At 69.8% G+C, this 15,711-nt stretch carries 14 protein-coding genes, 1 tRNA gene and 1 pseudogene; 12 read left to right on the top strand and 4 right to left on the bottom strand.

What is annotated here, in order from left to right:
- Positions 1-459: 459 nt before the first annotated feature.
- Positions 460-681 (bottom strand): hypothetical protein, encoded by a 222-nt coding sequence (locus tag EP26_RS21410; RefSeq protein WP_043341697.1) that lies wholly within the window; start codon positions 679-681, stop codon positions 460-462.
- 183 nt (positions 682-864) lie between these two features.
- On the opposite strand from EP26_RS21410, the gene EP26_RS21405 reads away from it, so the two are divergent.
- The gene (locus EP26_RS21405; RefSeq protein WP_043341695.1) at positions 865-1,206 is read left to right on the top strand and encodes a hypothetical protein; all 342 of its coding nucleotides are present in this window, start codon (positions 865-867) and stop codon (positions 1,204-1,206) included.
- 172 nt (positions 1,207-1,378) lie between these two features.
- Here EP26_RS21405 and EP26_RS21400 read toward each other — a convergent pair whose 3' ends face one another.
- Positions 1,379-1,792 (bottom strand): helix-turn-helix domain-containing protein, encoded by a 414-nt coding sequence (locus EP26_RS21400; RefSeq protein ID WP_052389474.1) that lies wholly within the window; start codon positions 1,790-1,792, stop codon positions 1,379-1,381.
- Positions 1,793-2,131: 339 nt separating this feature from the next.
- Between EP26_RS21400 and EP26_RS21395 the strand changes: the two genes are divergently transcribed.
- From EP26_RS21395 to EP26_RS21365, 7 genes are all read left to right on the top strand, one after another.
- The gene (locus EP26_RS21395) at positions 2,132-3,979 is read left to right on the top strand and encodes a transglycosylase domain-containing protein (RefSeq protein WP_043341693.1); all 1,848 of its coding nucleotides are present in this window, start codon (positions 2,132-2,134) and stop codon (positions 3,977-3,979) included.
- 43 nt (positions 3,980-4,022) lie between these two features.
- Positions 4,023-4,661 carry a histidine kinase dimerization/phospho-acceptor domain-containing protein gene (locus tag EP26_RS21390; RefSeq protein WP_043341691.1) on the top strand — a complete coding sequence of 213 codons (639 nt, stop codon included), beginning with the start codon at positions 4,023-4,025 and terminating at the stop codon, positions 4,659-4,661.
- A 273-nt stretch (positions 4,662-4,934) separates the two neighbouring features.
- Positions 4,935-5,939 carry an amino acid ABC transporter substrate-binding protein gene (locus EP26_RS21385; protein WP_169747441.1) on the top strand — a complete coding sequence of 335 codons (1,005 nt, stop codon included), beginning with the start codon at positions 4,935-4,937 and terminating at the stop codon, positions 5,937-5,939.
- Positions 5,940-5,998: 59 nt separating this feature from the next.
- Positions 5,999-7,201: an amino acid ABC transporter permease gene (locus EP26_RS21380; RefSeq protein ID WP_043341686.1), complete on the top strand. Its 1,203-nt coding sequence runs from the start codon at positions 5,999-6,001 to the stop codon at positions 7,199-7,201.
- A gap of 3 nt (positions 7,202-7,204) precedes the next feature.
- Positions 7,205-8,335, top strand: coding sequence for an amino acid ABC transporter permease (locus tag EP26_RS21375; protein WP_043341684.1), 1,131 nt, complete (start codon positions 7,205-7,207; stop codon positions 8,333-8,335).
- A gap of 13 nt (positions 8,336-8,348) precedes the next feature.
- Positions 8,349-9,134, top strand: coding sequence for an amino acid ABC transporter ATP-binding protein (locus EP26_RS21370; RefSeq protein ID WP_043341683.1), 786 nt, complete (start codon positions 8,349-8,351; stop codon positions 9,132-9,134).
- Between the two features lie 147 nt (positions 9,135-9,281).
- Entirely contained in the window at positions 9,282-11,120 is a 1,839-nt protein-coding gene (locus EP26_RS21365; RefSeq protein WP_043341682.1) for a potassium transporter Kup, read from the top strand.
- Between the two features lie 13 nt (positions 11,121-11,133).
- Here the strand turns inward: EP26_RS21365 and EP26_RS38220 are convergent, their stop codons facing one another.
- Positions 11,134-11,478 (bottom strand): hypothetical protein, encoded by a 345-nt coding sequence (locus EP26_RS38220; RefSeq protein ID WP_157033658.1) that lies wholly within the window; start codon positions 11,476-11,478, stop codon positions 11,134-11,136.
- Positions 11,479-11,570: 92 nt separating this feature from the next.
- On the opposite strand from EP26_RS38220, the gene EP26_RS21355 reads away from it, so the two are divergent.
- The 4 genes from EP26_RS21355 to EP26_RS21340 all read left to right on the top strand — a co-directional run bounded on the left by EP26_RS21355 (position 11,571) and on the right by EP26_RS21340 (position 15,159).
- Complete coding sequence (locus EP26_RS21355) at positions 11,571-12,215, top strand: tetratricopeptide repeat protein (protein WP_052389472.1); 645 nt, start codon at positions 11,571-11,573, stop codon at positions 12,213-12,215.
- Entirely contained in the window at positions 12,215-13,558 is a 1,344-nt protein-coding gene (locus EP26_RS21350) for an outer membrane protein assembly factor BamB family protein (RefSeq protein ID WP_043341681.1), read from the top strand. Before EP26_RS21355 ends, EP26_RS21350 begins: the two co-directional genes overlap by 1 nt.
- A gap of 38 nt (positions 13,559-13,596) precedes the next feature.
- Entirely contained in the window at positions 13,597-14,937 is a 1,341-nt protein-coding gene (der, locus tag EP26_RS21345) for a ribosome biogenesis GTPase Der (RefSeq protein WP_043341680.1), read from the top strand.
- A 131-nt stretch (positions 14,938-15,068) separates the two neighbouring features.
- Positions 15,069-15,159 (top strand) — tRNA-Ser (locus tag EP26_RS21340).
- 333 nt (positions 15,160-15,492) lie between these two features.
- Here EP26_RS21340 and EP26_RS21335 read toward each other — a convergent pair.
- A pseudogene (locus EP26_RS21335) lies at positions 15,493-15,699 on the bottom strand (helix-turn-helix domain-containing protein); the annotation flags it as partial.
- Positions 15,700-15,711: the final 12 nt, after the last annotated feature.

Below are 15,711 nucleotides of genomic sequence, written 5' to 3'. Positions count from 1 at the left end.
GGTTCCTTCCCAGGTGATGGGCCGATCCTGCCCCCGCCCCGCCGCCCGCGCCAGATCGCTCGAAGCCGCAACCTTCATGTTGCGGAATCGGACCATTCCGAAGGCTGCCGCATCCGGGAATGATCCGCTTGAGCCTTGAACCCGTCGCTGCCGCCTTCCCCGACCTTCCCTGGCGCCGAAGGCCACCATCGCCCGCTGGCGCGGCCGGTTCTCGGCCTCCGCCATCCTCCTCCCCGCCACCGGCATCGCCGTGCCGGCGAACGGCCGGGTGGTTGACGGCCGCTGCCGGTCGCGCCTCGCCCTGCTGAAGGTTGCGAGATGACGCTCCTCTCCCGCGGAAGGGTGCCGAGCCGGTGCGGCGGACGGTCATCTCCCTCTCCGTCGGGCCGCATGCCTGCGACTCCGAAATGCGGGTGATGGCGGCCCCGGCGCGACCCGGCGAATCTCTCCGGCCGCCGGCTACAGCGCCCCGCCGAGCGCCGGCACGGCGCCGAGCGCCGCGGCCACCGCCGCATAGGCGAGCGGCCGCCCGGCCCTGACCGCATGGTCGAGCATGGCGGCCGCCACCGCCTCGCCCCCGTCCCGCATCGCGTGGAACAGGCAGGGCAACGCGTCGCGGCCGAAAGCGGCGCAGTAGCGGTCGATGGCGGCCTCGAGATCAGGGGTCACGGAACGCGGCATGGCATCCTCCCTGCCCACGATCTAAGCGGAGCGCAGCCCCCGGCCTCATCCATCCGATGGATGGACCCTATCCGGCTTCCGCATTGGCCCGCCGCGGCCGAAGGGGCCATCTTCCCGTCAACAGACGAGGCCGACGGGGATTTCCGATCCCCTCCACCCGTCTCCCAGACAGGAAGACAGACCATGATCCGCCATACTGTATTTGCTTCAGTGATTGCTCTTGCCGCAGCCGGTGCCGCCCAAGCCCAGGATGCCGGCCCCCGCCTGATCGGCGGCGGTGCCGATGGTGGCCCCCGCGTCGAATACGCGGAGCCGAGCCGGAATGTCGTCGGCGGCGGCTATGCCCGCATCACCGGCGAGGCCACCAATCGCAGCCTGGCCTATTCCGGCCCGACCACGACCCAGGGCGAGACCGGCTACGTCACCCGCCTGGTCGGCGGCGGCCGCGAGCAGGCCCTCGTCCTCGTCCCCGCCACCGAGGCCAGCCCGACCCTCGCCGGCCGCCTCACTGGCCAGGGTGGCTGAGCCCAGGGCCTAAGGCCCCGGATGTCACGGCAGGGCGCCCTCGGGCGCCCTTTCGTTTGCCTGGGTCCCGGGACGCCCATCCAGGACGCTGCGTGGTTGCGTCCTGCGGAGTTTCCCCGATCAAGCAAATGGCTGGAGCGCTCGCCGTTCGCCTCGGCGCATCGCAAGCACTCTAGGATCCCGCCCGCCGCTGCCGATCCGCCTCGGCCAGCGCCTTGGCGGTCTCCACCAGCGCCCGCCGCACCCCGGCATCGGCAATGGAGATGAAGGCCCGCACCAGGCTGTCCACCCCCTCGCCGAGCGTCCCCGGCGGCGCCTCGACGCCCTGGCCGAGCAGATCGTCCACCGTTACCCCGCAGGTCATCGCCCAGGAGGGCAGGCGCGAGGCGCAGAGGCGGTTCTGCCCGGTCTCGTATTTCAGGATCTGCTGCGGGCTGACGCCGAGGGCGCGGCCCATCTGCGCCAGGGTCACCCCGGCCTCCAACCGGGCCTGCTTGAGGCGCGGATGAAGCGGCCCTCGAGGAGCGGCGGCCAGGTCGGCCGGACGCGGCATGGCGAATTGCGGCAGTCTGGCTGTGTGCGACATTGCTGTGCGCTCCCCGGGATTCTTGCTCTTGAGATGCCTTTCTACCTTGAGTTGTGACAAGATCGAGACACAATCTCATGAGGCGAAACCATGGACGGCGCAGCATAAAATTGCAAACTCAAAACGAAATGAACGCCCTTCCGTTTCGTCGCCTATAGGACTATAGTCTGCGCATCGCCACCTGCGCTGCGCCCGCGCTCCACCCCACTAAACTCCTAAAATCTAAAATTTCCCTTAAGAACCGAAGCTCTTCAAAGGCTTGGCAGCGGTCCGCCTCAAAAATTCAAACCCGGCGCCACGAGCCTTTATCCGGTCCACCCCACAGGTCTATAAACCCGCATGCCACCGGCGCAGGCTGCCCGGAAGCGCCCGCGCCGGCCCCCCCCGCCCGCGGCCAGCGTCCGCCCGGCCCCCGCAGCTCCCCCCAGCCCTGCCCGCGCGGCCCGCCGCGGCGGCTGGCGCTGGCTGCGCTGGCCGCTGCTGATCGGCATCTGGGGCACCGTCGCCCTCGCCCTGCTGCTGCTGGTCTTCGCCTGGGACCTGCCGCGGCCCGACAGCCTGCCTGCCGCCACCCGCCGCCCCGCCGTCACCCTGCTGGCGGGGGATGGCACGGTACTGGCCAACCAGGGCGACCTCTATGGCGAGGTCGTCCGCCTGCGCGACCTGCCTGCCCATCTCCCGGCCGCGCTGATGGCCATTGAGGACCGCCGCTTCCGCAGCCATCCCGGCATCGATCTCTGGGGCATGGCCCGCGCCGCCCATGCCAATTGGCGCGCAGGCGAGGTGGTGCAGGGCGGCTCCACCCTCACCCAGCAGCTCGCCAAGAACCTCTTCCTGACGCCGGAGCGGAATTTCCGCCGCAAGGTGCAGGAGGCCCTGCTGGCCCTCTGGCTGGAGCGCCGCTTCAGCAAGGACCAGCTGCTGGAGATCTACCTCAACCGCGTCTATCTCGGCGCCGGCGCCTATGGGGTGGATGCCGCCGCGCGGCTCTTCTTCAACCTGCCCGCGCGGCGCCTGCAGCTCTGGCAATCCGCCCTGCTGGCGGGCCTGCCGAAGGCGCCCTCCCGCCTCAACCCGCGCGCCTCGCCCGACCTCGCCGTCGCCCGCGCCTCCGAGGTGCTGGAGGCGATGGTCGCCACCCGCGCCATCACGAGTGCGCAGATGGAGGCCGAGCTCGCCCGCATGCGCCTGCCGCCGCCGCGCTCCGGCCAGGCCGGCTGGTTCGCCGACTGGGCGCTCGAGAACCTGGGCGAGAGCTTCCCCGGCAACGCCGACCTCACGCTCCGCGCCACGCTCGACACCCGCCTGCAGGCGGCGGTCGAAGCCCGGCTCGAAGCCCTGCTCGCCGGCCCGGGCGCCCGGGCCGGCGTCTCCCAGGGCGCCGTCCTCGTCCTCGATGCCGCGAGCGGCGCCGTCCGCGCCATGGCCGGTGGGCGGGACTACCACGCCAGCCAGTTCAACCGCGCGACCGATGCGCGTCGCCAGCCCGGCTCCGCCTTCAAGCCCATCTACTACCTCGCGGCGCTGGAGCAGGGGATGCGGCCGGACGATGCCGTGTCCGACCTGCCGCTCAATCTCGGCGGCTGGTCGCCCGGCAACGGCGCTTGGCGCGCCCGCGGCGAGATCACGATGGAGGAGGCGCTGGCCAACTCCGTCAACACCGCCGCGGTGCGCGTCCTCTACCGCGCCGGCGGACCGCGGGGCGCCATGGAGATGGCCGCCCGCCTCGGCATCGAGGGCCGCTTCCCGAAGGATGCGTCGCTCGCCCTCGGCACCGGCGAGGTCAACCTGCTCGACCTCGCCGCCGGCTATGCCGCGATCGCCAATGGCGGGATGCGCGTCACCCCCTTCGGCATCGCCTCGGCGAGTGCCGCCGGCCGCCCCCTGCCGATGGTCCGCGCCGCGGCGCGCCGTGCCGTCGCCGCCGAACACACCGCCGAGCTGCGCCGGATGCTGGAGGCCGTGGTCGCCCGCGGCAGCGGCCGCGCCGCCGCCGTGCCCGGCCGCAGCGTCGCCGGCAAGACCGGGACGACCCAGGATTCACGCGATGCCTGGTTCATCGGCATGGTCGGCGGGCAGGTGATCGGCGTCTGGCTCGGCAATGACGATGCCCGGCCGATGGACGATGTCCGCGGCGGCACCCTCCCCGCCCGGCTGTTCCGCGAGGTGGCCGAGTCCCTGTCTTAATAAAGGGATGCAGCCGCGGGATAACCGCGATACATCACGCCTCATGACGGGCGAGACCCCCAACCAAGCCGATTCGGCCACCGAGATCCAGGCGAAGCGCCTCACCAGCGTCGCCACCCTGGCGCGGCCGGTGCAGCACGACATCAACAACCTGCTGACCGTCGTTTTCGCCAATCTCGAGCTGCTGAAGCGCACCGCCGCCCCCGGCGGGCCGCAGCGCCAGCTCGACCGCATCCAGGAGGCGGCGAAGCGGCTGGAGGGCACGACCCGCGCCATCCTCAGCCTGCTGCGCCGGCCCGTCGGGCAGACCGCGGCGCTCAGGATGTCGGATATCCTCCGCGCCGCGCAGCCGCTGCTGACGCTCCTGCTGCCGACCGGCGGCGCCTTCCAGCTCGAACTGCCGGAGGAGGACCCGCCGGTTCTGCTGGACCGCGCCGCCTTCGAGGATGCGCTGCTGGCGATGGCGCAGCAGGCGACGGAGGCCATGCCGCGCGGCGGTGCCCTCCGCATGTTGCTCGAGTTACGGGACGGCGGCGTGGCGCTGGCCGTCCAACATCCGGAAGGGATGGCGCTGCCCGGCCTTGACGCCCTGGCCGCCCTCGCCCGCACCAGCGGCGGCACGGCCGAGATGGCCCCGGACGGGTTGCGCCTCACCCTGCCGGCGGCACCAGCCGCCGGTTGATTCGTCCGCCAATTAGGCCGGCGCCTGGATTTTGGGCAAAATACGCCTCGCGAGCCGGTAAAGCTTAACCGATTGCTTCGCAATTCCATGACGCTCTGCTATCGGCCGCAGTCCGGCGATGCGGAGGGCGATAGGGCGTTGCCTCGACAACGCTCCGTGGCGCAGCATTTGCTGGACAAGCAGGGACAGGGACTTGCCCCCGGACAGGGGCGTCCAGAACGGGAGACGGAGTTGATGCCCCATTTCGGGCTTTTCTTGAAACGTGCTCTGGGCATGGCAGCCCTGGGCCTGACGCTGGCCGTGCCTGGCCTCGCTCAGGCACAGCAGGCGCCGGCCAATACGCTTGATGCCGTCCGCGCCCGCGGGCAGTTGATCTGCGGCGTGAACACCGGCCTTGCCGGCTTCGCCCAGCCTGACAGCCAGGGCGTCTGGCGTGGCTTCGACGTGGACTATTGCCGCGCCATCTCGGCTGCCATCTTCGGCGATCCGAACAAGGTGCGCTACGTGCCGACCACCGCCCAGGTGCGCTTCACCGCCCTGCAATCGGGCGAGGTCGATGTCCTCGCCCGCAACACGACCTGGACGCTCTCGCGCGACACCGCGCTCGGCCTCGACTTCGCCGCCACCAATTTCTATGACGGCCAGGGCTTCATGGTGAAGACCGCCCTCGGCGTGAAGTCGGCGAAGGAGCTGGAGGGCGCCACCATCTGCGTCCAGCCCGGCACCACGACCGAGCAGAACCTCTCCGACTGGGCGCGGGCCAACCGCATCCGCTTCACCCCGGTCGTCATCGAGCGGCTGGAGGAGCTCGTCGCCGCCTTCGTTGCCGGGCGCTGCGATGCCTACACCACCGACGTCTCCGGCCTCGCCGCCACGCGCTCGGCCCAGCCGAAGCCCGACGACTACCTCATCCTGCCCGAGGTCATCAGCAAGGAGCCGCTGGCTGTCGGCGTGCGGCAGGGCGATGCGCGCTTCGCCGACATCGTGCGCTGGACGCATTACCTGCTGCTGAGCGCCGAGGAGTTCGGCATCACCCAGGCGAATCTCGACCGGATGGCGAACGACCCGCGGCCGGAGGTGCAGCGTATGCTCGGCAAGAACGGCGAGCTCGGCAAGATGCTCGGCCTTGACAACCTCTGGGCCGTGAACGTCCTTAAGGCGGTCGGCAATTATGGCGAGGTGTTCGACCGCTCGCTGAAGCCGATCGGCATCCAGCGCGGGCCCAATGCGCTCTGGACGACCACCGGCGGGCTGCAATACTCGCCGCCCTTCCGCTGATCCCAACAGGGGTCGGCCACAGGGCCGGCCCCGCCTTCGGCCTGGAGCGAGAGGGCGCCATGTCCCAGACCACCATCGACCCGCGTTCGCTGCGCGCCCCGCCCCGGCGGCCGCTGCGGCTCTCCTGGTCCGACGAGCGGGTCCGCGCCATCGTCTGGCAGATCCTCGTCGTCGGCATCGTCGGCGCCATCGTCTGGTGGCTCTGGTCGAACACCGTGCACAACCTCGAGGTCCGGCGCATCGCCACCGGCTTCGGCTTCCTCGGCCGCGAGGCGGGGCTGCCGATCGCCGAGAACCTCATCCCCTACAGCCCGACCGACACCTATTTCCGCGCCCTTCTCATCGGCCTGCTGAATACGCTGAAGGTCGCCATCGTCGGCATCGTGCTCGCGACCATCTTCGGCACGCTGATCGGCATCGCGCGCCTGTCGAAGAACTGGCTGCTCTCCAAGATCGCCGGCGTCTATATCGAGGTGATCCGCGACCTGCCGCTGCTGCTGCAGCTGCTCTTCTGGTACGCCATCCTCCAGGGCCTGCCCGGTCCGCGCCAGGCGCTGCATCCGGTGGGCGGCGTCTTCCTCTCCAACCGCGGCCTCAAGCTGCCCTGGATCGAGTGGCAGGACGCGCATTCCTATGCGCTGCTCGCCTTCGCCCTCGGCGCCCTCTTCACCTGGTTCTACCGGCGCGACGCCATCCGCAAGCGCATCCTCGACGGCAAGCCGCGGCCGGTCTGGCCGGTGGCGCTCGGCTGCCTCCTCGTGCTGCCGGTGGCCATCTGGGCCGCGGCCGGCGCGCCCTGGACGGTCGACTGGCCGGAACTGCGCGGCTTCAACTTCCGGGGCGGGCTCAACATGAGCCCCGAGTACTTCGCCCTGCTGCTGGGGCTGACCACCTACACGGCCGGCTTCATCGCCGAGATCGTGCGCGCCGGTATCCTCGCCGTGCCGCATGGCCAGTGGGAGGCGGCGCAGGCGCTCGGCCTCCGCTCCGGCCAGGTGCTGAAGCAGGTGGTGCTGCCGCAGGCGCTGCGCGTCATCATCCCGCCGATGACGAGCCAGTACCTCAACATCACCAAGAACAGCTCGCTGGCCGTCGCGATCGGCTACCAGGACATCGTCTCGATCGCCAACACGACGCTGAACCAGACCGGCCAGGCGATCGAGGGCATCGCCATCATCATGCTGGTCTATCTCTCGATCAGCCTGTCGATCAGCCTCTTCATGAACTGGTACAATGCGCGCATCGCGCTGGTGGAGCGCTGAGCCATGAGCGACATCACCCTCAACGCCAGCGCCAAGGTCGCCGAGGCGGCGCCGCGCAGCGCGCCGATCTCCCAAGTCGGCTTCGTCGGCTGGATGCGGGCCAACCTCTTCTCCGGCTGGCTTTCGACCGCCGTCACCCTGCTGCTGGCCTATCTGATCGTCCGCTGGGCGATCGGCTTCGTCGACTGGGCCTTCATCAACGCGGTCTGGTCGGTGCCGAACAACCAGACCCAGGCCTGCCGCGACCTGCGCGGCACCGGCGCCTGCTGGGCGGTGATCACGGAGAAGCACCGCTTCATCCTCTTCGGCACCTACCCCTATGAGGAGCACTGGCGCCCGGCGCTCTGCATCGCGCTCTTTGTCGGCCTCTACATCGTCTCCGCCATGCGACGCTTCTGGCGGAAGGAGCTGGCGCTGATCTGGGTCGGCGTGCTGACGCTGATCGGCGTGCTGATGTGGGGCGGCGTGCTCGGCCTCACCTATGTGCCGCAGGAGCGCTGGGGCGGGCTCGTCATCACCCTGATCCTGGCGACCTTCGGCCTTGCCCTTGCCTTCCCGCTCGCCATCCTCGTGGCGCTCGGACGGCGGTCGAAACTGCCGGCGATCAAGGCGCTCTGCGTGATCTATGTCGAGCTGATCCGCGGCGTGCCCCTCATCAGCCTGCTCTTCATGGCCAGCGTGATGTTCCCGCTCTTCCTCCCCGAGGGGATGAACATCGACAAGCTGCTGCGGGCGCAGATCGCCATCATCCTCTTCGCCGGCGCCTACCTGGCCGAGGTGGTGCGCGGCGGGCTGCAATCCCTCTCCAAAGGGCAGTACGAGGCGGCGGACGCGCTCGGCCTCTCCTATTGGCAGAAGACCGGCTTCATCATCCTGCCGCAGGCGCTGCGCCTGGTGATCCCGCCGCTGGTGAACACCTTCATCGGCTTCTTCAAGGACACCAGCCTCGTCCTCATCATCGGCATCTTCGACCTGCTGACCGCGGGCAAGACAGCGATCATCGAGCCGGCCTGGCAGGGCTTCGGCATCGAGGTCTACCTGACCGTCGGCGCCATCTACTTCATCTTCTGCTTCGCCATGAGCAAGTACAGCCAGGGCCTGGAGGCGGAGCTCAACCGCCACCGCGCACGCTGAGGGGAACCAAACGATGAGCGAGACCCTGGACCACATCGCCTCGGCCGCGCGGGTGGATGCGCCGCCGGCCATCATGCTCGACAAGGTCAACAAGTGGTTCGGCGCGCTGCATGTCCTGCGCGACGTGTCCCTCAACGTCGCGCTCGGCGAGCGGGTGGTGGTCTGCGGGCCCTCGGGCTCCGGCAAGTCCACCATGATCCGCTGCATCAACCGCCTCGAGACGCATCAGGAGGGCAAGATCCTGGTCAACGGGATCGAGCTGTCCGACGACCTGAAGGCGCTGGACGACATCCGCCGCGAGGTCGGCATGGTCTTCCAGAGCTTCAACCTCTTCCCCCACCTCACCATCCTCGAGAACTGCACCCTGGCGCCGATCTGGGTCCGCCGGATGCCGAAGAAGGAGGCGGAGGAGCTGGCGATGGAGTACCTGACCCGGGTGCGCATCCCGGAGCAGGCGAAGAAGTACCCGGGCCAGCTCTCGGGTGGGCAGCAGCAGCGCGTCGCCATCGCCCGCGCCCTCTGCATGAAGCCGAAGATCATGCTGTTCGACGAGCCGACCTCGGCGCTCGACCCGGAGATGATCAAGGAGGTGCTCGACACCATGGTCAGCCTTGCCGAGACGGGCATGACCATGATCTGCGTCACCCATGAGATGGGCTTCGCCCGGCAGGTGGCGGACCGGGTGGTGTTCATGGACCGCGGCGAGATCGTCGAGATGGGCGCGCCGAACCACCTGTTCGAGAACCCGCAGACCGAGCGGCTGAAGACCTTCCTCAGCCAGATCCTCCGCGGGCACTGAGCCCCGGCGGGCCGGCCACCTGCTCCGGGGCCGGCCCTTGCATGCCAACCGGGACCGGGCCTATGCGTTACGCCCCCCTGAACCCCCGGGCCCCAATCCTTGCACGCTCCCTCCGAGGCCGGCCAACGGCGCGCCCTGACCCCCGCCATGATCCTGGGCGTGCTCGGCGTCGTCTATGGCGATATCGGCACCAGCCCGCTCTATGCGCTGAAAGCCTCCGTCCTGCATTTCGCCGCCGATGGGGTGGAGCGGTGGGAGGTGCTCGGGCTGCTCAGCCTGATCTTCTGGTCGCTCATCCTCACCGTCACGGTGAAATACGTCGTCTTCGTTCTCCAGGCCGACAACAAGGGCGAAGGCGGCATCCTGGCGCTGATGGCCCTCGCCCAGCGCAGCGCCCGGACGGAGCGCGGGCGCTGGTGGGTGGCGCTGGTCGGCATGGCGGGTGCCTGCCTCTTCTTCGGCGACGGCATCATCACCCCGGCCATCTCCGTGCTTTCGGCGGTGGAGGGGCTGAAGGTCGTCTCCGACAGCTTCGACGGCGTGGTGATCCCACTTTCCATCGTCATCCTGATCGCGCTCTTCCTCGTCCAGTACCGCGGCACGGGGAGCATGGGAGCGATCTTCGGGCCGGTCTGCGCGCTCTGGTTCGGCACGATCGGGGTGCTCGGGCTGATCGAAGTCGTGCGGGAGCCGGAGGTGCTCGTCGCCCTCTCGCCGACCTATGCCATCCATTTCTGCGCCGTCTACCGGCTGGCGGCCTTCATCGCCATGGGCAGCGTGGTGCTGGCGGTGACGGGGGCGGAGGCGCTCTATGCGGATATGGGGCATTTCGGCAAACGGCCGATCAAGCTGGTCTGGCTGGTCTTCGTGCTGCCCTGCCTGTCGCTCAACTACTTCGGCCAGGGAGCGCTGCTGCTCTCGGAGCCGGCGGCGCTGGAGAATCCCTTCTTCCTGCTGGCGCCGGAATGGCTGCGCCTGCCGCTGGTGATCCTGGCGACGATGGCGACCATCATCGCCAGCCAGGCGATGATCTCCGGTGCATATTCCATCGCTCGGCAATGCGTCCAGCTCGGCTTCTGCCCGCGGCTCGAGGTGCGGCACACGAGCGAGACGGAGGAGGGGCAGATCTACCTGCCGCAGGTGAATTTCGCCCTGCTGGCCGGTGTGCTGATCCTGGTGCTGGCCTTCAAGAGTTCGGATAGCCTGGCGGCGGCCTATGGCATCGCGGTGACGGGCACCTTCGTCTGCACCTCCGGCCTCGCCGTGCTGGTTTTCCACCGGCAGTTTGGCTGGTCGATCGCCCTGGTCACTGCGGTCTTCGGGCCGCTGCTGGCGCTCGACCTGGTCTTCTTCATCTCCAACGTGCTGAAGATTCCGGATGGCGGCTATGTGCCGCTGGTGCTCGGCGCCATGCTGATGCTGCTGATGAACACCTGGTATCGTGGCCGGCAGCTGCTCTTCGCCCGCTTCCGCCAGGACAGCCTGCCGCTGAAGAGCTTCCTCGCCCGATTGCCGCAAAGCCGGACCATCCGCGTACCCGGCATCGCCGTCTTCATGACGGGCCAGGCGGACTACGTTCCTGGCGCGCTGCTGCACAACCTGAAGCACAACAAGGTGCTGCATGAGCGGGTGCTCTTCGTCACCGTGACGAACGAGGACGTGCCGCAAGTCGGGCCTGAGCGGCGGCGGGAGGTGCAGGAGCTCGCCGCCGGCATCCACCGGGTGATCCTGCGCTACGGCTTCCAGGAGAGCCCGCACATCCCGCGCGAGCTGGAAAGCCTGCGCGAGGAGGGCGTCGCCTTCGACCCGATGCAGTCCAGCTACTTTCTCGGGCGGGAGACGCTGGTGCAGGCGGTGGTGCCGAAGATGTCGCGCTGGCGACAGTGGCTCTACACCTTCATGTCTCGCAATGCGGTGCCGGCGACGGAGTTCTTCCGCATCCCCTCCGACCGGGTGGTGGAGCTCGGGGTGCGGGTGGCGATCTGATCCAGCGCGCAGCCTACCAGAGTCCCGGCCAGCGCCGCGTCCGGTTGGCCTCCTGCGCCAAGTTGAGGGTCGCCGGCCCGTCTGCCACGCCTCGCCGGCCCGGTACCGGTGCCGTCCAGCAATCGACGCGGCCGAGGCTCCGCGTGCAATAGGGCGGCGGCGCCGGCGGTGCCTCCGCCGCTTTGCAGTAGTCCTGCCCCCGGTCCAGCCGCACCACGGAGCAATCCCGCCCCGTCGCCGCCGAGACCACCGCATCCACCGGCGACCGCCCGATCACGGCGACCGAGCCCGCGGTCACGGCCGCGCCCATGGTCAGCGACTCGCAGCCCGCCAGCAGGATCAGGAAGAAGGGGAGCATCCATCGCATCGCCCGGCAGCCTATGCGCAGCGGACTTAACGCCCTGCCAACAGGCTGCTATGCACCGCCCCTTGTTCCGGGGAAGGGACCGCGTGGCCGACATCTTCGACGAGGTGGAGGAAGACCTCCGCGCCGAGCGCATGAAGCGGCTGATGGCCCGCTATGGCGGGCTGCTGGCCGGGTTGATGCTGCTGGCCGTCGCCTGCGTCGGTGGGTGGCAGGGCTGGCGCTGGTGGCAGGCCCGCCAGGCCGCGCAGACCGCCGAGGTCTACATGGCCGTCAACAAATCCGCCGCCGAGCCCGGCGCCGATGGCAAGGCTGCGGCCGACCGCTTCGCCGCCATGGCCGCCGAGGCGCCGCCCGGCTATCGCGGGCTCGCCCGCCTCCGCGCCGCGGCGCTGAGGGCCGAGGCCGGCGACCGCGCCGGGGCCCTCGCCCTTTGGGAAGAAGTCGCCCGCGACGGCGCGATCGACCAGATCTACCGTGACCTCGGTACGGTCATGTGGGGCCTGCATTCGCTCGATGGCGGCGACCCGGCCGCGATCGAGAGCCGCCTCGCCCCCCTGGCCACCGGCCCCTGGGGCGCCTCGGTGCAGGAAATCCGGGCCCTGGCCGCCATGAAGCGCGGCGCGACGGAGGAGGCGAAGCAATTGCTCACCGGCCTGACCACCAACCCGGCCGCCCCTCAGGGGGTGCGCGACCGGGCCCGCAAGGTGCTCGCGGAGATCGGCGGCTGATGCGGAACACCTTCACCCGACGCGCCGCCCTGCTGGGCGGCGTGGGCCTGCTGGCCGGCTGCGAGTCGATCACCGACACCTTCGACGGCATCTTCGGCGAGCGGAAGGTGCCGCTGCGCGGCGAGCGCCGTCCGGTGCTGGCCGTCGAGCGCCCGCTGAACATCGACGAGGGCGCGCAAGCCGCCATCACCCTGCCACCGCCGATGCTGAATGCCGACTGGCCCCAGGCCGGCGGCACCATCGGCCATGCGCCGGGCCACCCCGCTCTCGGCCTCCGCCTCGGCGAGGCCTGGCGGACCGGCATCGGCACCGGCACCGCCTATCGCCGCCGGCTGCTGGCGCCGCCCATCGTCGCCGGCGGCGCGGTCTATGCGGCCGATGCGCTGGGGACGGTGACGGCGCTGACGGCGCTCGACGGCCGCCGCCGCTGGTCCTTCGACACCCGGCCGGAGAAGGACCGCGACGGCGCGCTCGGCACCGCCCTCGCCTTCGACAACGGCACGCTCTACCTCGCCACCGGCATGGCCGAGGCGATGGCGCTCGACCCGAACGACGGCAAGCCGCGCTGGCGGGTCGACCTGCCCGCCCCGGCGCGCGGGGCGCTGACCGTGGCCAATGGCCGCGCCTATGTGACGACCACCGAGAACCACCTGCTCGCCCTCTCGGTCGAGGACGGGAAGACACTCTGGACCTATCGCGGCCAGCCGACCGTCACCATGGCGCTCGGCCTGCCGGCCGCAGCGGTGGAGGGCGAGACGGTTGTCGCCGGCTTCGGCTCCGGCGAGCTGGCGGCGATCCGGGCGAGCGACGGCCGCGCGCAATGGAGCGAGACGCTGAGCTCGGCCAATGGCGGCGGCCTGGCCGACATCGCCGCCATCACCGCCCTGCCGGTGATCGACCGCGCCCGGGTCTTCGCCAGCGGCCTCGGCGGCATCACCATCGCCCTCGACCTGCGCTCCGGCCGGCGGCTTTGGGAGCGGGACGTGGCGGCGGCGGAGACGCCCTGGATAGCGGGCGACTGGGTGTTCCTGCTGACGACGGGGGCCGAAATCGCCTGCCTCGGCCGCGACGACGGGCGGGTGCGCTGGATCACCAGCCTGCAACGCTTTAAGGACGAGAGGCGGCGGCGGGACCCCATCCAATGGGCCGCCCCGGTACTTGCCGGCGGACGGCTGCTGGTCGCCGGCAGCAATGCGCAGCTGGTGGAGGTCGATCCGTCGAACGGCGAGATCGCCGGCCGGGTTCGCCTGCCGGACGGCGTCATGCTGCCCCCGGCCATCGCCGGCGGCGTCATGTATGTCCTGACGGAAGATGCGGTGGTGGCGGCGCTCCAGGGCGCCTGAGAGGGGGACATTCGGCGCCCGATGCGTTAGGAGCAGCCATGCTCCCCACCATCGTCATCCTCGGCCGCCCGAATGTCGGCAAGTCGAGCCTCTTCAACCGGCTGGTCGGCCGGAAGATCGCCATCGTGGATGACACCCCAGGCGTCACCCGCGACCGCAAGGAGGCCGAGGCCCGCATCGCCGGCCGCGATGTCCGCCTGCTGGACACCGCCGGCCTCGAGGAGGCGGCGCCCGAGACCATCCAGGGCCGTATGCGCGCCAGCTCCGAGGCAGCGCTGCGCGAGGCGGACCTCGCCCTCTTCGTCATGGACGCGCGGACCGGTCTGACCCCGGCCGACCGCGCTTTCGCCACTTGGCTGCGCCGCCAATCGGTGCCGGTCATTCTGGTGGCGAACAAGACGGAGGGCCGCTTCGGCGGCCAGGCCGCCTTCGAGGCCTATGAGCTCGGCCTCGGCGACCCGGTGGCGATCTCCGCCGAGCATGGCGACGGCATGGGCGAGCTGCACGACGCCATCCGCGAGCACCTCCCCGCCGAAGCCGAGGAGAAGGAGGATCCGGACCGCCCCCTCCGCCTCGCCATCATCGGCCGCCCCAATGCCGGGAAATCGACCCTGCTGAACGCCCTGCTCGGCCAGGAGCGGATGATCACTGGGCCGGAGCCCGGGCTGACCCGCGATTCCGTCGCCGTCGAATGGCGGGACGAGACCGGCGCCCTCGTCCGCCTCGTCGATACCGCCGGCCTCCGCAAGAAGGCCCGCATCGAGCAGGCGCTGGAAAAAATGTCGGCCGCCGCCTCCATCGCCGCGTTGAAGGAATGCGAGGTCGCCATCCTCGTCATTGACGCCCTGCTGGGGATGGAGGAGCAGGAGCTGCGCCTCGCCCGCCTGGCCGAGCGCGAGGGGCGGGCCGTGGTCATCGCGCTGAACAAGTGGGATGCGGTGGAGGACCGCGCCGCCGCCCGCCGCCGCATCGAGGATGTGCTGACGGCGAGCCTCGCCCAGATGCGCGGCATCACCGTGGTGCCGCTCTCGGCCCAGACCGGCCGCGGGGTCGAGAAGCTGATGCCGGCGGTGCGCGAGGCCTATGGCCATTGGAACCGCCGCATCCCGACCGGCGAGCTGAACCGCTGGTTCGAGGCGATGCTGACCCGCCACCCGCCGCCGCTCTCCGAGGGGCGGCGGATCAAGCTACGCTACGCCACGATGCCGAAGGCCCGGCCGCCGACCGTTGTGGTCTTCGGCACCCGTGCCGAGCAACTGCCCGAGGACTACCGCCGCTACCTGGTGAATGGCTTCCGCGAGGCCTTCGCCATGCCTGGCGTGCCCATCCGGTTGCAGCTCCGCGGCACGACCAACCCATATGCGGAAAGCGACACGTAGCCGCTTGCCCCGCGCCGGCCGCCTGATTATGGTCCGCCGCCCTGGAGCGGGTTCGTGACCTAATCTAGGGATCTTGCTGAGTTGGGCAAGCGACGCCGGTCCGGTCAGGACCGGATCGAGGCTTGCCCTCCGGACAGGTGGCCGAGCGGTCGAAGGCGCGCGCCTGGAAAGTGCGTATACGTCAAAAGCGTATCGTGGGTTCGAATCCCACCCTGTCCGCCAGTTGCGCTCTGGTTCGCTGGGCTACGCTACTTTTCGCTCTGGCTCGCGCAGCCCCTCCAGACGCCATAGAAGCCGCGCGGAAATCTGCGGGAGGCCGTTTGTGAACAGCTGCACCCCCTCCGCCATTTTCAACTTTCCGCTGACATCCGTGTGCGTCCGCCAACGTCCGCACAAGTCCTTGCTTGGCAGGCAAGGCATTGAACCGGCTCCCTTTTCCCCGTGAAGGCCCTTGTGCCCAGTATGATGCTCCTGCCCGGCAGCCCACCTACGGTTTGTGGGCTGAGCCTGGGGTCAATAGGGAGAAGCCAGAATGGCCAAGCTTAAGGAAAGAGCCAGCCCGCCCCGGTTGTAGCGGATAACCCAGTCCCGCAGCGTCTGCCGGGCCATGCCGGCAATGCGGGCCGCCACCTCGCGGCTCAGACCCTCAAGGGCCGCCGCAATCGCCAGCAGGCGTCGCGCCTCCCGCAGATCTCGCTCCGCTTTCGCCAATCGACGCAACTCACCAGGCGGCATGTCTTCGCGGATCATCAGTGCCGGCATGGTCCATCCCCA

Origin of the sequence: Belnapia moabensis DSM 16746 (genome assembly GCF_000745835.1) — a bacterium.
GTDB lineage: Bacteria > Pseudomonadota > Alphaproteobacteria > Acetobacterales > Acetobacteraceae > Belnapia > Belnapia moabensis.
Note: the sequence above shows the minus strand (reverse complement) of the source record. Positions and strands in the feature narration are given on the sequence as shown.

Excerpts from the sequence above, each read along its gene's own strand:
- EP26_RS21350 (WP_043341681.1), top strand. The coding sequence starts at position 12,215 with ATGCGGAACACCTTCACCCGACGCGCCGCCCTGCTGGGCGGCGTGGGC.
- EP26_RS21365 (WP_043341682.1), top strand. The coding sequence starts at position 9,282 with ATGATCCTGGGCGTGCTCGGCGTCGTCTATGGCGATATCGGCACCAGC.
- der (WP_043341680.1), top strand. The coding sequence starts at position 13,597 with ATGCTCCCCACCATCGTCATCCTCGGCCGCCCGAATGTCGGCAAGTCG.
- EP26_RS21385 (WP_169747441.1), top strand. The coding sequence starts at position 4,935 with ATGGCAGCCCTGGGCCTGACGCTGGCCGTGCCTGGCCTCGCTCAGGCA.
- EP26_RS21370 (WP_043341683.1), top strand. The coding sequence starts at position 8,349 with ATGAGCGAGACCCTGGACCACATCGCCTCGGCCGCGCGGGTGGATGCG.
- EP26_RS21390 (WP_043341691.1), top strand. The coding sequence starts at position 4,023 with ATGACGGGCGAGACCCCCAACCAAGCCGATTCGGCCACCGAGATCCAG.
- EP26_RS21410 (WP_043341697.1), bottom strand. The coding sequence starts at position 681 with ATGCCGCGTTCCGTGACCCCTGATCTCGAGGCCGCCATCGACCGCTAC.
- EP26_RS21395 (WP_043341693.1), top strand. The coding sequence starts at position 2,132 with ATGCCACCGGCGCAGGCTGCCCGGAAGCGCCCGCGCCGGCCCCCCCCG.
- EP26_RS21405 (WP_043341695.1), top strand. The coding sequence starts at position 865 with ATGATCCGCCATACTGTATTTGCTTCAGTGATTGCTCTTGCCGCAGCC.
- EP26_RS21400 (WP_052389474.1), bottom strand. The coding sequence starts at position 1,792 with ATGTCGCACACAGCCAGACTGCCGCAATTCGCCATGCCGCGTCCGGCC.
- EP26_RS21380 (WP_043341686.1), top strand. The coding sequence starts at position 5,999 with ATGTCCCAGACCACCATCGACCCGCGTTCGCTGCGCGCCCCGCCCCGG.
- EP26_RS38220 (WP_157033658.1), bottom strand. The coding sequence starts at position 11,478 with ATGCTCCCCTTCTTCCTGATCCTGCTGGCGGGCTGCGAGTCGCTGACC.
- EP26_RS21375 (WP_043341684.1), top strand. The coding sequence starts at position 7,205 with ATGAGCGACATCACCCTCAACGCCAGCGCCAAGGTCGCCGAGGCGGCG.